Source organism: Anaerococcus hydrogenalis DSM 7454, from assembly GCF_000173355.1.
In the GTDB taxonomy this organism is placed as follows: Bacteria; Bacillota; Clostridia; order Tissierellales; family Peptoniphilaceae; genus Anaerococcus; species Anaerococcus hydrogenalis.
Map to the genome: position 1 here is coordinate 25,422 of NZ_ABXA01000004.1, position 16,118 is coordinate 41,539.

The following is a 16,118-nucleotide window of genomic DNA, read 5'->3' on the forward strand; positions in this document are numbered from 1 at the left end:
TCTCCTAATTATTTTTTAATAAATTTCTTTTTAATTCTTCTTCAAGTCTGCCAAGTTCGTTTTTGGCATCTTCTCTATTTTTCTTTCCTTCGATTTGGATTGTTCTTACCTCATCAATAGCTTCTATTAGTCTATCGTTTGTGTATTTAATTGTATCAAGGTCTATTATACCACGTTCGGTTGCCCTTGCTGTATCTATTGTATTTTGTTTTAATTTGTCAGCATTTGATTTTAATAAGTCATTGGTAAGATTTGTTACAGCTTCTTGGGCACGGATTGCTTGTTCTGTGTGGCTCATGCCAAGGGCTAGAACCATTTGATTTTTCCAAAGAGGAATTGTGTTTACAATTGTTGTTTGGATTTTTTCTGCCATAATTGAGTTTGATGATTGGACCATCCTAATTTGTGGGGCCATTTGCATTGAAACCATCCTGGTTAAGTCTAAGTCATGCAATTTTTTCTCAAACCTGTTTGCTTGAGCTTTTAAATCATTTGCCTTTTGGGCATCCATTGGAAGGTTTGAAGATTGGGCCTTGTTTTCAAGTTCTGGTATGTCTTCTGTGAAAGTTTTTTGAAGCTTTCTATTTCCAGCTTCTATATACATGGAAAGTTCCTTGTAATAATCTTCATTTAATTCATACATTTGATCTAGCATGGAAATATCTTTTAATAGGGTTATTTGGTGCATGTCCAAGGCCTTGGCAATTTCATCAATATTTTTTTCTGTTGATTGGTATTTTAATTTCATACTATCAAGCTTTGATTTTTGCTTTTTGAAAAATCCAAAAACCCCACCATCATCTTGGTCCATTGTTTTTATTTCAGTAATTACCTTATCCAAAAGTCCACCAATTTCTCCAAGGTCCTTGTTTCTTACTGTATTTAAGGTCTTTTCTGAGAAATTGGAAATCTTTTTTTGGGCTCCAACTCCGTATTGTAATATTATATTTGAATCTTCTAGGTCAATTTTTTTAGAAAAATCGTCAATTTGCTTTTCTTCTTCTGGTGAAAACTTAATAGACTCGTCTATTTTAATTTCATTTTTATAGGAAACTGCTTCTAATTTTGGATCTTGGTCGGCTCCGTCTAGCCTTAATTTAATATCACTCATCTTTGCTCCAATCTTTTTCTAAATATCCTTCTTGATTTAAGAGAATTTTCATTGTATCTATGTCGGTTTTTATATCCATTGTCCTATCTTCCATAAGTTCCAATTGGATTTTTCCAAAAGCCTGGTTGATTGTTTCTATAGAAGATTCAATTTCAAAAAGAGAATTTTTTATTTTTGGGTCCTTAGATTCAATAATTTCATATTCTGCGTAGGCATCGATTAATTTTACAGTTGTTGGCAAATAATAATCCATAAACTTATCCAAGGCATAGGCCTTGTCCGGGTATCTTTTTATAATATTTACAATATTTTCTATGTTTTTTTTGATTTCTATTACTTTTTCAAGAAAAGATCTAGATTTAATCCTCGAAATATCAAGATTTATAGAATTTATTTCCTTGCTTGCAATTTGTATTATGTTTTCTGCCTTTTCTATATTTACATTCTTGTGGGCATCATTTTCTATTTGTTTTTTTTCTTCATAAGACAAATTTGGCATTTGACTTTTTTGGTCTTTGTATAATTTGAAAGTTGGAATATCTAGCAAAAATAATGAATCATTTTCAACAATTCTAGCTTGTTTGAAATATCCCTTATTCATCATATACATAAGCTCTTTTATTGTATCTTCTTCAGATTTTTGAACTGCTGATGCCAAATCTCTTATGGGAATTACAGTATTATGGCCAAGTTCTTTTAAAAATCTTGTGTAATCTTTTGAAATCATATCAACTTCTTTAAATCTTTTCCAAGAAAAAACTCCCATAATTCCAAAAGCGATAGCCATAATTAAATCTGTAAACATATCAGGACCACCATCAAAAACTGAAAGGCCACTTGCAAAAGTAACTATGAAGGAAAAAATACCACCAGCTTTCAAAAGTCCAGCCTTAGATTTTTCTGGTAAATTTTGGGCGCAAACTTGGGGATTTTTTGTTTGAAGGACAGGCTTATTATTTGGCCTATAATTTACAAAGGCCATAGTCCTATCAATAAAATTATCCAAACTATTTTTTAATTTTTCGCTTATGTCAGAAAAATCCATGTCGGAAATAGCCTTATTTAGACTATTTTCCAAAGATTTTTCATTTTCTTTATCAAAATCTGTCATAATAACTCCTTAATAAAATTATACCCGAAAGCTTTAAATCTTAAATAATCTTTAATATTTATTTAATATTTGATTGTTAGATTTAAATATATTAATAAAAATATTCATATATTTAAGAATCAAGGTCTATTATTTTATCAAAATAATTTTTATTTTCCCTTATTTTTTCTCTATTCCCAAAAACGGTAAGGTTGTTTTTATCTAAAATATTTTTATAAGAATCTTTCAAATTTATTATATCATCTAAGCTAGCATTTTTTATATCAAAAAGTTTATCATGAAGCTCCTTATAAGAAAATCCTTGCAAGTACCTTAGAAAATCCAAAGAAGTCTTGGCTTGGATAGATTGAGGTTTTAAATATGAACCCATTTTTGAAATTTTTTGGTTTTTTAAATCATTTGGATCAAGCCTTAAATTTTCTAAAATATCTGGTATTTTTTTATAATTTTCTACAGTTTTTTCTATATTAGGGTCCCTGTAAGAATAGGTCCCAATATTTCCATACTTATCAACCATAAGGCCTGCTCCATAAGCTCCCCCTTTTGCACGAATTAAATCGTGAAGGTAGGGATTTGAAATAATTGATGAAGAAAGGGTCAAAAGATTTAATTTTTTATCAGAAAATTCTTTTAAATCTGCCCCCATTGAAACATAATTTACATTTGCATCGGATAAAATTCCTTCCTTATAATAAGATTTATTAAATTCAATCTTAGCCTTATCTTTTTCTATTTTATCAAGGTCTGAAAATTCTTTCTTTATATATGTTTTAAGAATTTTATAATCTTCATTTGATCCTGTAATATTAATTAGAAGGTTTTTTTGAGAAAATTTCCTTGTATAAATTTTCTAATTTTTCTTTGAAGCTAGAGAAATTATCTTCTACATCTTTGGAAATTTTCTTTATAAATTCATAGTATCCAAAACCATTTAGCTGGTCTTTGATGTATGAAAGCTTATCAAAATGTGAGAAAGAACGGGTTAGGGCAAGGCTGTGACCTGAATCATACATGTTCATTTCAAACATGGCCTTTATTTGCTTTAAGATATCCTTAATTCTTTTTTCATCAGAAAAATCAGTATTTTTCATGACTTCTTTTATTATTCCAAGAGAGTTTTCATACCTATCAAGGGTAGTTTTAAAGGAAATTTTTATAAAATTATTGATTTGTCCCTCTTTATTTTTTATATTTTGGACGGAAAAATTAAGACCTGCCATATTTATTGGAATTAAGTCATCTAATTTTTGGTAGGAATATTTTTTTGTATCAATTGATCCCAAAAAGTCTGATATTAGGCAAAGGTATTTTAGATTTTCAAGATCCATGTGATTTACGTCAAAGAATAATTCACTATAAATCATTCCCGCACTATCAAGGTCATGGTAGATAAATTTAAAATCATCATCCTCAACCTGTCTTGGAACTTTTTCAACTTCAAGGTCAAGGTCACTAATTTCAAGAGTAGGAATTGTAGCCTTATCCTCTTTAGAATCTTGCCTTTCTTGGAAAGTTTTTAATCTTTCTTCCTTTTTCTTTAGGTCATCAATTTGATCTTTAGATAAGGAATTTTTATAATCTTCTAAGTCCTGATCAATTTTTTCTTCTATATTTTTGAAATAATCCTTATCAGGTTTTGCTACTAAGACTAATTTTGTCTTGTTATTAAGGAAATATTTCCTAACTTGTTTTTCAAAATAATCAGTTTCAATCAAATCTCCCAGTTCATTTATATAGTCAATCAAATTTAAACTTTCAAAAATTTCATTATCTAAATTGTGCATGAGTATATATTCAATTCCCTTTGAGGCTGAATTTATTTGGTCTCTTTGAGAAAAATCAAAAAGTGCGTGGGCTGCCTTTAGGGAATCTTTTGGAATATGGTTGGCATATTTTTCAAGTTCTTCTTCAATTATTTCAACAAATTTATCCAAATTTTCATAGGATGTGCCTTGGGCTGTAATTTGAATTGAAGAAATATCCCCATAACCTGTTCTTGCATAAAAACTTTCTGGAGAAATTTCCTTGTAAATTCTTTGGGAAATTTCAGAAGAATCTGAATTGAAAAGGGCGATAGATAAGATTGCATTTGCAAGCTGGTCTTTTATATCAGCTCTTTTGTTAGTTAAAAATGAATAGGTTAGGTATGACTTGTTTTTATCTTCATTATTTGATTGGAATTTTGTAAAGATAGGTTTTTATAATAATTTTCAAAAACCCTACAATCAGCTACAATTTCTTTTTCTCATAATGGGATAAGTATTCCACATCAAGATTTTCTAAATATTTTTCTATATCCATATCCCCATAATAGAAAATTTGGGCATTTGATGGGTGGTAAAATCTATTGTAATAATCTAAAAATTCCCCATATGATAATTTTGAAATATCGTAGGGATTTCCTCCTGAGACATATTGGTAGCAGGAGTTTTTGTAAAGATATTTATTTATTTCATTTATAATAATGGTGTCAGGATTTGTAGTAGCCCCTTTCATTTCATTATAAACAACTCCTGATATAGAGAAATTTCCATCCTCATCGATTTTTATAGATTTTCCTTCTTGGAGGAAAATTTCTTCCTTATCTAAAACTCTTGGATTAAAAACTGCATCAAGATAAACATCTTGCAAATTAAAAAAGTCCTTGTCATTTTCGCTTGCTACAGGATAAACAGTTTTGTCTGGATAGGTCATGGCATTTAAAAAAGTTTGAAGACTTGATCCAATCATATCCATAAAAGGTTCCTTAGTCCTATATTTTTTTGACCCATTTAAAACAGAATGTTCCAAAATATGGGAAATTCCCTTGGAAGATTCTGGAGGAGTTTTGAAAGCTATAGCAAAAGTTTTATTTTTGTCATCAGCCTTTATATAATTAATTCTTGCCCCAGATTTTTTGTGTTCATACAAAAAAACATCTAGGCCAAGTTTTTCATATTTTTTATTTTTTATTAAGATATATTTTTCCATAAATAAATCCTTTCTTTATATATTTACTAGGACTATACTCTTAAATAAATTTTATCTCATTAATAAAAAACATAGTTAAAAAAATATTTAATAAATTACAAGAAATAGGGTAAAATTAAAGTAGGTTTATAATATAAATCAATATATTTTAAGGAGGGAAGTAAATGATAGGTATTATACTGGCAAGTCATGGAGAATTTGCAAATGGTATAAGACAATCTGGCGAGATGATTTTCGGAGAACAAGAAAAACTCGAAACAGCTGTTCTCTTACCTTCAATGGGCCCTGATGATTTAAGATCTGAGCTTGAAGAAAAAATCAAAAAACTAGATTGCCAAGAGATACTTTTCTTAGTCGACCTATGGGGTGGAACACCATTTAATCAAGTTTCAGCTCTAATGGATGGACATGAAGAAAATTGGGCTGTTCTTACCGGACTTAATTTACCCATGTTAATCGAGGCCTTAGGTTCAAGACTTATGGAAGAAAAATCACACGATCTTGCAAAAGCCTTACTAGAACCTGCCAAAGAAGGAGTAAAAACTAAACCAGAATCTTTGATGGACGATTATAATAATTCAAATCAAAAAGAAGATGTAAAAGAAAAACTTCCAAAAATTTCGGGATCGATTCCAGAAGGAACTGTAATTGGAAGTGGAAAAATTAATATTGTTCTTGCAAGGATTGATACAAGATTACTTCATGGACAAGTTGCAACAGGCTGGACAAAGGCAACAAATCCTTCAAGGATTATTGTAGTAAGTGACAATGTAAGTGAGGATGAGCTTCGTAAGTCAATGATAAGAGAGGCAGCACCTCCAGGAGTTAAGGCTCACGTTGTACCAGTTTGGAAGATGGCAGAAATTTTTAAAGATCCACGTTTTGGAGATACAAGGGCAATGTTATTATTTGAAACACCCCAAGATGCCCTAGCCCTTATAGAATTAGGAGTAGATTTAGATGAATTAAATCTTGGATCAATGGCCCATTCACAAGGAAAGGCCTATGTAACTTCTACAGTTTCTATGGGTAAGGAAGATGTTGAAACTTTTGAAAAATTACTTGATAAGGGAGTAAAAATCGATGTAAGAAAAGTTCCAGCAAATCAACCAGAAAACTTTAAAAATATTATGAAAAAAGCAAAATCAGAACTTGGTTTGGCTTAAGGAGGAATTATGTCAGCAATTAGTATTATTTTAATTGTTATAGTTGCTCTACTTGCAGGTATGGAAGGAATCCTAGACCAATTCCAATTTCATCAACCAATAGTAGCTTGTACTTTGATTGGACTTGTAAGTGGACATTTAAAAGAAGGAATTATGCTTGGTGGAGCTCTTCAAATGATAGCTTTAGGTTGGGCAAATATAGGAGCAGCAGTAGCCCCAGATGCGGCCCTTGCATCAGTTGCAAGTGCAATAATTATGGTTTTGGCCCTACAAGATGGAACAGGAAATGTAAATAACGCAATAAATACATCAATAGCAGTAGCAATTCCACTTTCAGTAGCAGGTCTATTTTTAACAATGATAGCAAGAACTTTAGCAATTCCTATAGTTCACGGAATGGATGCAGCAGCAGAAGAAGGAAATTTTAGAAAAATTGAAGTCTTACAAATGCTTGCAGTTTTAATGCAAGGACTTAGGATTGCAATTCCTGCAGCAGCACTTTGTTTTGTTTCACCAAAAGTTGTAACAAGCGTTTTAAATTCTATGCCTGATTGGTTAACACATGGTATGGAAGTAGGTGGAGGAATGGTTGCAGCAGTAGGTTATGCTATGGTAATTAATATGATGAGTACAAAAGAAACTTGGCCATTTTTTGCCATAGGTTTTGCAGTTGCAGCAATCCCACAACTAACCCTAATAGGACTAGGTGTAGTAGGATTTTCACTTGCCCTAATTTATTTAAAACTTAAAGAATCATCTTCATCAAATGGATCAAATAATACTGGAGATCCACTTGGCGATATTATAAATGATTATTAGGAGGAAATATGACTGAAGTAAATGAAAAAAGAATAGAATTATCAAGATCTGATAGGATAAAAGTATTTAATCGTCATCAACTCCTACAAGGTTCTTGGAATTACGAACGTATGCAAAATGGCGGTTGGTGTTATTCAATAATTCCAGCTATCAAAAAATTATACAAATCAGACGAAGACAGAAAAGCTGCCTTAAAAAGACACTTGGAGTTTTATAATACCCACCCATATCTTTCAAGCCCAGTAATGGGAGTTACCCTTGCTATGGAAGAAGAAAGAGCAAACGGGGCTCCAATCGAAGATAAAACAATAAACTCTGTAAAGGTAGGAATGATGGGACCTTTGGCAGGTGTAGGAGATCCTGTTTTCTGGTTTACAGCAAGACCAATCATAGGAGCCCTTGGTGCATCAATGGCCCTTACAGGAAATCCTATTGGACCAATATTATTCTTTGTATTATGGAATGTTTTAAGAATGTTATTTGAATGGAAGAGTCAAGAGTTTGGTTATAAGGTAGGAAATGAAATTACCAAAGACTTATCAGGTGGTCTTTTAGGAAAGGTAAACCTAGTTGCATCAATTGTAGGTATGTTTATAGTTGGAGCTTTGGTACAAAGATGGGTAAATGTTACATTTACAGTAAATGTATCAGAAGTAACCCAACAAGCGGGATCTTTTATTGATTGGAATTCTCTATCAAGCGGAAGCAAGGGCCTTCAAGAAGCTTTCAAACTTTATGATCAATTAGGATCAGCAGGACTTGACCAAGTAAAAGTTACAACTTTACAAGATAACTTAAACCAATTAATACCAGGACTTGTTCCAATGTTACTTACTCTTGGTATTTGTAAATTATTAAAGAAAAATGTATCACCAATTGTTATAATTATAGCCCTATTTATTATAGGAATTATAGCATCTGTACTTGGAATTATGTAATGGTTCAAAGTCAAAATAAAAAAGTAGATTTATCCATTAAGGCAAGATGCCTTAATGGATTTACTTCTGATGGGGATATAATGATAGGGGACAAGGCCTTTGAATATTATAATGAAAAAAAATCTAGGAGATTATATACAAATTCCTTACAATGAAATTTCTTTTGTAAGCGCATCAGTTTTATTTGGCAAAAAAATAAATAGGTTTGCAATTCATACAAAGAAAAATGGGAATTTTATTTTCACAAGTAGGGATAATAAAAAAGTTTTAAGAGTTTTAAATAATTATATAGATTCAAATAAATTAAGAAGGTCCCTATCGTTTTTTGAAGTAATTAAAAGAGGGATTAAAAATTTAATAAAAAAATAGACTCAGATTTTCTGGGTCTTTTTTTATGGGAAATTTTAATTGGATAAGTTTTTTTAGAAGATATTTTAACAATAAAAACTTTTTCACCAAAAAAATCTGACTTCTTTATAAAAATATATAAATTAAATTTGATAAATTGGGTATATAAAATACATAGAATGAAAAAAATGTTTTCATCGACTAAATGGAGGTTATTTTATTATGAAAGATTATAAAACAAACAAATTAAGGAATTTAGCTTTAGTAGGGCATTCAGGAGCAGGTAAAACTAGCCTAACTGAATCTTTACTATACCATACAAAGGCCATTGATAGGGTAGGAAAAGTTTCTGATGGAAACACTGTTTCTGATTATGAGAAGCAAGAAATTAAAAGAAAAATTTCTATCCAAACATCAATAATTCCTGTTGAATATAAAGATTATAAGGTAAACTTTATCGATGCTCCTGGATTTTTTGACTTTGAAGGTGAAGTTTTAAATGCTCTTAGGGCAAGTGAATCAGCTTTGTTTGTAATTGATGGAGAAAATCCGATTGAAGTTGGAACTGAAAAATATTGGAAATATACAGAAAATATTTCTTTGCCAAGAATAATTTTTGTTAATAAATTAGATAAGGAAAATGCTAATTTTAACCAAGCAGTTAGTGACTTGCACATTGAATTTTCTAAAAAAATAATCCCACTAACCTTAACCCTTGGTGAAGGGGAAGACTTTGAAGGTTTAATCGATGTTGTAGATAAAAAAGCTTATAAATATAAAGATGGTGTAAGAGAAGAAGTCGAAATACCAGAAATTAGACTTGAAGAAGTAGATGCAGTTTATGAGGAAATTTTAGAGGTTGTTGCTGAAAGTGATGATGCCTTGATGGATAAGTATTTTTCTGGTGAAAGTTTTACAGAAGAAGAATTCAAGGAAGGTTTTAGAAAGGCTATTGTAAACGGTAGCGCTGTTCCTCTTTTGGCAGGAAGTTTAGAAAAAGAAATTGGTCTTGATTTATTATTAGATATTATTACAAGATTTATGCCATCTCCAGACCACAAGGCTGCAAATATTGGATTTAGAGTTACTGATGATTATGAAGAGTTTGAAGTTAGTGAAGATAGTCCTTTTTCTGCTGTTGTTTTCAAAACAATTGCAGATCCATTTTTGGGAAAAATATCAATATTTAAGGTTTTATCTGGAGCTATTAAAAAAGACCAAACTTTCTATGATATTTCTAAGGATAAGGAGTTAAAGGCTTCTAATATTTTCTATTTAAGAGGCAAAGAACAATTTAAAACTGAAAGAATTGTTGCTGGAGATATTGGAGCATTTTCTAAACAAGATAGCCTTCAAACTGGAGATACTTTATGCACTAAGGATAATCCTATTGAATATAAGAGAATTAAATATCCAAAACCAGTTTTATTTTATGCAATAGAGGCTGAAAGTAAAAATGATGAGGATAAGATATCAGCAGCTTTGAAAAAATTATCTGAAGAAGATCCAACTTTTGAAGATAGAAGAGATGTTGAAACCCACCAAGAAGTTTTGGCAGGACTTGGAAATGTTCAACTTGAGGTTTTGATGGATAAGCTAAAAGATAATTATTCTGTTAATACAAAAGTGGTTGATTTGAAAATTCCTTATAGGGAAACTATTAAGGGTAAATCTGACGTTCAAGGTAAACACAAAAAACAATCCGGTGGTGCCGGCCAATATGGTGATGTTTTTGTTAGGTTTGAACCTTGTGATGAAGAGTTTATTTTTGAAGAAGAAGTATTTGGTGGGGCAGTTCCTAAAAATTACTTCCCTGCAGTTGAAAAGGGACTTAAAGATTCTATGGAAGAAGGACCTCTTGCAGGATATAAGGTTGTTGGAATCAAGGCTACCTTATATGATGGCTCTTACCATCCAGTTGATTCAAACGAGCAAGCTTTTAAATCTGCTGCAAGAATTGCCTTTAAAAAAGGAGTTGAAGAAGCAAAACCAATCCTACTTGAGCCTATTATGAAACTTGAAATTAAAGTTGATGATAAGTACATGGGCGATGTTATGGGAGATATGAACAAGAGACGTGGAAAAATTTTGGGAATGGAACCACAAGAAGACGGCTCCCAAATAATTTCAGCTCTTGCACCAGAAAGTGAAGTTTTAACATATTCTATAGATTTAAGGTCAATGACTCAGGCTCGTGGATCTTTCTCAATGGAATTTGAGAAATATGAAGAAGTGCCAAAAGATTTGACTGAAAAAATAGTTGAAGCTAATAAAAAAGAATAAAATCTTATTTAAAATATAGTTTAGAAAAGGGGCAAAATAATGAAAGACTGGAAAATTTTGGAAATTGATCCTTGGATAAAGGACTACAAAAATGATATAGACCTTAGGATGGAAGAGTATAAAAAACAAAAGAATAGACTTTTGAAAAAAGGTGAAAAATTAAAAGACTTCGCCAATGCCCACAATTATTACGGCTTTCATAAAACAAAAACAGGTTGGATTTATAGGGAATGGGCACCTAATGCTAAGGGACTTTACCTAGTTGGAGATTTTAATAATTGGGATAGACATTCCCATCCTTTAAAAAAAATAAATGATAGTGATTGGGAAATTTTCATAAAGGGGATAAGAACTATTCCCCACAAATCCAGACTTAAGGTTATGGTTGATTATGGAGATAGTTTCCAAGATAGGATACCTCTTTTTGCAAGAAGGGTAGAAAGAGATGAAAACCACGATTTTTCAGCAATCCTAGAAAATCCTAGAAAAAAATTTGAGTGGACTGACGATAAATTTAAGATAAAAAAAGATGATCTCTTAATTTATGAGGCCCATATAGGTATGGCTTGTGAGAGAGAAGGGGTTGGAACTTACAAGGAATTTGAAAAAAATATTCTTCCAAGAATTAAAAAAGAAGGTTACAATACCATCCAACTTATGGCCATAGCAGAGCATCCTTACTACGGATCTTTTGGTTATCAAGTTTCAAATTTCTTTGCCCCATCTTCATGGTATGGAGAAAATGACGAATTAAAATCCTTGATTAACACAGCTCATGAAATGGGTCTTAATGTGATAATGGACTTGGTTCATTCTCATTCTGTAAAAAATACTAACGAGGGAATAAACCTCTTTGATGGAACAGAATACCAATTTTTCCATGAAGGAGATGAGGGAAACCATCCTGATTGGGATTCCAAATTATTTGACTATCACAAACCTGGAGTATGTCACTTCCTACTTTCAAATATAAAATATTGGCTAGAGGAATTTCACTTTGATGGCTTTAGGTTTGATGGGGTAACTTCTATGATCTATAAAAATCACGGAAGAGGAGAAAGCTTTGATAATTACTCAAAATATTTTTCTATGAATACGGACATTGAAGCTATAAATTACCTCCAACTTGCCAACGAACTTATAAGAGAAGTTAAAAAAGATGCTATAACAATTGCTGAAGATATGTCAGCCATGCCAGGAATGTGTCTTCCAATAAAAGATGGAGGAATTGGTTTTGATTATAGACTTTCTATGGGCATGCCAGATTTTTGGGAAAAGGTCTTGGAAAAAAGAGATGAAGACTGGGATATGGGAAGGATGTGGTATGAACTTTCAACCTATAGGCCGGAAGAAAAAAGAATTTCTTATGTAGAAAGTCACGACCAAGCCCTTGTTGGATCAAAAACTACAATTTTTAGGCTTGCAGATTCTGCTATGTATTGGGATATGGAAAAGAAAACCCATAATATTATAATAGATAGGGCCATTGCCCTTCACAAGATGATAAGGTGGATTACAATTTCCATGGGGGCTGAAGGATATTTAAATTTCATGGGTAATGAATTTGGCCATCCTGAATGGATAGATTTTCCAAGAGAAGGAAATAATTATTCCTTCCATTATGCAAGACGTCTTTGGTCATTGGCAGATAATGATTTATTAAAATATGATTGGCTCTTAAAATGGGACGAGAAAATGCTTGATCAAATAAAAGAATATGATCAATTAGGAAATGATATTTTTAGGCTATGGCTTGATAATGATAGGAAGGTTATTGCCTACAGAAATAAGGATATAGTTTATATTTTCAACTTCCACCCACAAAATTCCTACGACTCTTTCCAAGTGCCAATCCACGATAAGGGAAAATTTAAAGTAATCTTAGATACAGATGATGAAGAATTTGGTGGACTTGATAGGATATCTAAAGATATAATTTATGAATCTAAAAATTTGGAAAATACTGACTATGATGGAATTGAAATTTATATCCCATCAAGAACAGCCCTTGCCTTAAAGAAGGTAGAATAATGAAAATAATTTGCTTAGGAGATTCCTTTACCCAAGGTTATCTTGTAGAATGCAATAATTACACCCGCTTTTTAACAAAGGCGGGTTTTGAAATTATAAATCTTGGCATAAATGGTTCTACAAGCTCTGATATGGTTAAAAGGTATAAAAAAATAAAAAATAAATACGAGAATATTGATTATTTAATAATTTTTGGTGGGTCTAATGATTTTTTGAATGGAGAAAGTGTGAATCTTGCATATTCAAATGTCAAAAGTATATTAGACTTATCGACTGCCAAGAAAAATCTAATAATTATCCCACCCCTTCTAGAAGAGGAAGATGCCTATCCAATTTATGCTTATGTAAATGAAAAAATAAATAATTTTGCAGAGAAATTGTACGATTTGGATGCCCTTATTTTAGATTCAAGAAAAATTGAGCCCTACTATCTAGATGGGCTTCATATGGGAAAGATTTTTCACCAAAAGTTAGCAGAAAAAATCGAGAAAATTATAAAGGATGATATAAATGGATGAAATAAATGATATTGATAAGATGGTAGAAAAAAGTTCCTTATTGCCTGAATTTATGAGAAATAAAATAATTATAGATATAATTTCAGTAGCTATTGTTGTTTTAGTTTGCTTTTTTGTACTAAAACTTGTTCACAAAATTATAATTAAGTTTTTTAATAGGAATAAGAAGAGAATAAATAGAAATGCAGCAAAACTTGAAACCCTAACAAAAGTATTCTATTCAACAGTTAGGGTAATAATAATTTTTATAGCTATTACAATAATTTTGGATATATTTGGCATAAATACCTCAAGTCTGATAGCAACTGCAGGAATCGGAGGTATAGCCATAGCCCTTGGTGCCCAAACCTTAATTGCAGATTTTGTAAAGGGAATTTTTATAATATTTGATGATAAACTAAGGGTTGGAGAATGGGTTGTATGCTCTGGAGTAGAAGGAACAGTAGAAGAAGTAAATCTTAGGATTACAAAAATAAGAGATTACAACGGATCTCTTCACATAATTCCAAATTCAAATATAACAAATGTTCAAAACTACAACAGGGGAGCCCAAAGAAGTGAGGCATATTTTTGCGTATCAAACGATACAAAACTTGAAGATGTAAAAGCTATGATTGAAACAGTTTCACAAAAAATAAAAAATATGCCAAAATACAAAAAGGCCTTTATAGAAGACTTAAGTTTTTTTGAAATAACAGAATTCAAAGACTTCTCCTATAAGGTAAGGGTAACATCCCTAGTAAAAATAGGAACTCAGTGGGAGATTTCAAGAAAAGTAAGAGAGCTAATAAAAATTGAAATGGAAAAAAGAAATATAAAAAGCAGTTTATTAGAAGAGGAAATATATGAAAAAATATAAAATAAACGACATAGTAAGCTTAAAAAAACCCCATCCTTGTGGAGAAAATAAATGGAAAATCGAAAGAATGGGAGCAGATATGAAACTAAGGTGTCTAGGTTGTGATAAATTAGTTTGGTTAAAAAGAATGGACTTTGACAAAAGAATTAGAAAGATACAAAACAAAGAAGGAAAATTTGTATCAATAGTAAACTACGAACCAGAAGACTAAAGGAGAAAAAGGAATTAATGATAAATGACCAAATAAAAATTGATTATGAAAAGATAATAAATGAAAACTACCAAGAATATAAAAAAGACTATGAAAAATTACTAAATAATAGAAAAGAATATGGAGCAACATATAAGGAAGAAGAAATTCCTACCTTATATGATGCATATTTTTATAGCCAAGAAGACTATAAACTTTATGATGATATGATAGATACCTTTATGTCTATAGTAGAAAAAGTAACTAGAGAATATGTAGAAAATGAATCTTACAGAAAATTATTTGCCCTAGACCCCTTGACAGAAAAATTAATATTAAAAGATCCAGGCTATAATATATCAACACCTATAGCAAGATTTGATGTAATGTATGATGGAAGAGAAGACTATAAATTTTGTGAATTAAACACAGACGGATCATCTGCAATGCTAGAAGACAAGTCTTTAGCAGACTTGATGAAAGAAACAAAGGCTATAGAAAAATTAAAAGAAAAATATGTCATAGACCACATAGACCTACTAGAAAGTCTAGTAGATTCTATAGAAGGTTTGTATTACAAAACAAAAAAAACCGAAGAAAAAATAAACATAGCCATAGTAGACATAGTAGAATTTGACAATATAGAATTTAAAACCATACAAAAACTATTCGAAAAAAAAAGGACATAGGTGTAAAATCGCCAACCTAAAAGATCTAGAAAGAAAAGATGGCGGCCTATATATAGATGATATGAAAATAGACCTAGTATATAGAAGACTTGTGACAAGTGATCTAATAGAAAACCAAGATATAGGTAAAAACCTAATAGATGCTTATCTCAATGATGAGGTAATGACAATAGGCTCCTTTAGGTCAACCTTATTTTACACAAAAGACATATTTAGAATCCTAAGACTAGAAGAAAGCCAAAAAATTCTATCAGAAAAAGAAAATGAATTTATAAAAAACACATACCATACACAGAAAAATTCAATTATAAAAAAGACAAAGAAAAAATATTAGAAGAAAAAGACAAATATATCCTAAAACCTATCCAAGGCTATGCATCCCATGGAATATATGTAGGAAAAGAACACGATAAAAAAGAATTTGAAAAGATATTAGATCAAATAAAAGACAAAGACTATATCTACCAAGAATACTACACAGTAAAACCAATAAAATTTATAAAAATGGAAGATGACAAAGCAAAACTAGAAGACTTTTCCTTTGTAACAGGCCTATTTGCCTACAATAAAAAATTCATCTCCCCATATATGAGAATAGGAAATGCTGCCCTAATAAGCTCAGCCAGAGAATATTATGTAGTAAGTTCCTTGAAAATTAGGGAAAAATAAAAATAAAAAAACAATTTGACAAAAGTCAAAAAAGATAATATACTAATATAGCTGTTTGATTAACAGCTATATTTTTTATCTCAAAAATAAGTCAAGAAAAAAGTTTTAAAAAAACTTACAAAAAAACTTGACAGAAAAAATACGAGATATAATATAATAGTCGGCACCAAGAAAGAGGTCGTGTTAAACAAAAGAAATTAAAAAATCTTAAAAAAACTTGACAAGCTTTCAAAAAGGTGGTAGACTTAAATAGTCATTACAAATGACACATGAACCTTTAATAAACAAATAAAACTACAAAGTTAATACTTTGAGACCAAATGAAAATGACAATAGTCAAGATCAAACTTTAATTGAGAGTTTGATCCTGGCTCAGGATAAACGCTGGCGGCGTGCATAACACATGCAAGTCGAAC

Annotated in this window: 18 protein-coding genes and 1 rRNA gene; 14 read left to right on the forward strand and 5 right to left on the reverse strand. The window is 30.9% G+C overall.

Annotated features, from left to right (window positions below; translation table 11 throughout):
- Window positions 1–4 precede the first annotated feature (4 nt).
- The 5 genes from ANHYDRO_RS01155 to ANHYDRO_RS10240 form a co-directional block, all read right to left on the reverse strand.
- On the reverse strand, window positions 5–1,111 hold the full coding sequence (locus tag ANHYDRO_RS01155) for a toxic anion resistance protein (protein ID WP_004812607.1): 1,107 nt from the start codon (window positions 1,109–1,111) through the stop codon (window positions 5–7).
- Entirely contained in the window at window positions 1,104–2,222 is a 1,119-nt protein-coding gene (locus ANHYDRO_RS01160; protein WP_004812610.1) for a 5-bromo-4-chloroindolyl phosphate hydrolysis family protein, read from the reverse strand. Before ANHYDRO_RS01160 ends, ANHYDRO_RS01155 begins: the two co-directional genes overlap by 8 nt.
- A 112-nt stretch (window positions 2,223–2,334) precedes the next feature.
- Window positions 2,335–3,069: an insulinase family protein gene (locus ANHYDRO_RS10230; protein ID WP_341864581.1), complete on the reverse strand. Its 735-nt coding sequence runs from the start codon at window positions 3,067–3,069 to the stop codon at window positions 2,335–2,337.
- Window positions 3,029–4,414, reverse strand: a complete 1,386-nt coding sequence (locus ANHYDRO_RS10235; RefSeq protein WP_262359395.1) for an insulinase family protein — start codon at window positions 4,412–4,414, stop codon at window positions 3,029–3,031. Before ANHYDRO_RS10235 ends, ANHYDRO_RS10230 begins: the two co-directional genes overlap by 41 nt.
- Window positions 4,415–4,451: 37 nt before the next feature.
- Entirely contained in the window at window positions 4,452–5,192 is a 741-nt protein-coding gene (locus tag ANHYDRO_RS10240; protein WP_004812618.1) for an insulinase family protein, read from the reverse strand.
- 164 nt (window positions 5,193–5,356) lie between these two features.
- On the opposite strand from ANHYDRO_RS10240, the gene ANHYDRO_RS01170 reads away from it, so the two are divergent.
- The 14 genes from ANHYDRO_RS01170 to ANHYDRO_RS01220 form a co-directional block, all read left to right on the forward strand.
- Window positions 5,357–6,358 (forward strand): PTS sugar transporter subunit IIB, encoded by a 1,002-nt coding sequence (locus ANHYDRO_RS01170; RefSeq protein WP_004812620.1) that lies wholly within the window; start codon window positions 5,357–5,359, stop codon window positions 6,356–6,358.
- Window positions 6,359–6,367: 9 nt separating this feature from the next.
- Complete coding sequence (locus tag ANHYDRO_RS01175; RefSeq protein ID WP_004812623.1) at window positions 6,368–7,177, forward strand: PTS mannose/fructose/sorbose transporter subunit IIC; 810 nt, start codon at window positions 6,368–6,370, stop codon at window positions 7,175–7,177.
- A gap of 8 nt (window positions 7,178–7,185) precedes the next feature.
- Window positions 7,186–8,115: a PTS system mannose/fructose/sorbose family transporter subunit IID gene (locus ANHYDRO_RS01180; RefSeq protein WP_004812625.1), complete on the forward strand. Its 930-nt coding sequence runs from the start codon at window positions 7,186–7,188 to the stop codon at window positions 8,113–8,115.
- On the forward strand, window positions 8,115–8,270 hold the full coding sequence (locus ANHYDRO_RS11050) for a DUF956 family protein (protein ID WP_262359393.1): 156 nt from the start codon (window positions 8,115–8,117) through the stop codon (window positions 8,268–8,270). Before ANHYDRO_RS01180 ends, ANHYDRO_RS11050 begins: the two co-directional genes overlap by 1 nt.
- Window positions 8,215–8,484 carry a DUF956 family protein gene (locus ANHYDRO_RS01185; protein WP_262359394.1) on the forward strand — a complete coding sequence of 90 codons (270 nt, stop codon included), beginning with the start codon at window positions 8,215–8,217 and terminating at the stop codon, window positions 8,482–8,484. Before ANHYDRO_RS11050 ends, ANHYDRO_RS01185 begins: the two co-directional genes overlap by 56 nt.
- 201 nt (window positions 8,485–8,685) lie before the next feature.
- Window positions 8,686–10,746, forward strand: a complete 2,061-nt coding sequence (fusA, locus tag ANHYDRO_RS01190; protein WP_004812630.1) for an elongation factor G — start codon at window positions 8,686–8,688, stop codon at window positions 10,744–10,746.
- Between the two features lie 39 nt (window positions 10,747–10,785).
- Window positions 10,786–12,777 (forward strand): alpha-amylase family glycosyl hydrolase, encoded by a 1,992-nt coding sequence (locus ANHYDRO_RS01195; protein ID WP_004812631.1) that lies wholly within the window; start codon window positions 10,786–10,788, stop codon window positions 12,775–12,777.
- Window positions 12,777–13,295: an SGNH/GDSL hydrolase family protein gene (locus tag ANHYDRO_RS01200; protein ID WP_004812633.1), complete on the forward strand. Its 519-nt coding sequence runs from the start codon at window positions 12,777–12,779 to the stop codon at window positions 13,293–13,295. Before ANHYDRO_RS01195 ends, ANHYDRO_RS01200 begins: the two co-directional genes overlap by 1 nt.
- A complete protein-coding gene (locus tag ANHYDRO_RS01205; protein ID WP_004812634.1) occupies window positions 13,288–14,154 on the forward strand; it encodes a mechanosensitive ion channel family protein in 867 nt (288 codons plus the stop codon). The genes ANHYDRO_RS01200 and ANHYDRO_RS01205 overlap by 8 nt, the downstream gene beginning before the upstream one ends.
- Entirely contained in the window at window positions 14,141–14,365 is a 225-nt protein-coding gene (locus tag ANHYDRO_RS01210; protein ID WP_004812637.1) for a DUF951 domain-containing protein, read from the forward strand. Before ANHYDRO_RS01205 ends, ANHYDRO_RS01210 begins: the two co-directional genes overlap by 14 nt.
- A 17-nt stretch (window positions 14,366–14,382) precedes the next feature.
- Entirely contained in the window at window positions 14,383–15,033 is a 651-nt protein-coding gene (locus ANHYDRO_RS10245; RefSeq protein ID WP_004812639.1) for a glutathionylspermidine synthase family protein, read from the forward strand.
- Between the two features lie 61 nt (window positions 15,034–15,094).
- On the forward strand, window positions 15,095–15,367 hold the full coding sequence (locus ANHYDRO_RS10250; RefSeq protein WP_004812640.1) for a hypothetical protein: 273 nt from the start codon (window positions 15,095–15,097) through the stop codon (window positions 15,365–15,367).
- Window positions 15,368–15,537: 170 nt separating this feature from the next.
- On the forward strand, window positions 15,538–15,702 hold the full coding sequence (locus ANHYDRO_RS10255; protein WP_004812642.1) for a hypothetical protein: 165 nt from the start codon (window positions 15,538–15,540) through the stop codon (window positions 15,700–15,702).
- A 349-nt stretch (window positions 15,703–16,051) separates the two neighbouring features.
- Window positions 16,052–16,118 (forward strand): 16S ribosomal RNA (locus ANHYDRO_RS01220); the annotation flags it as partial.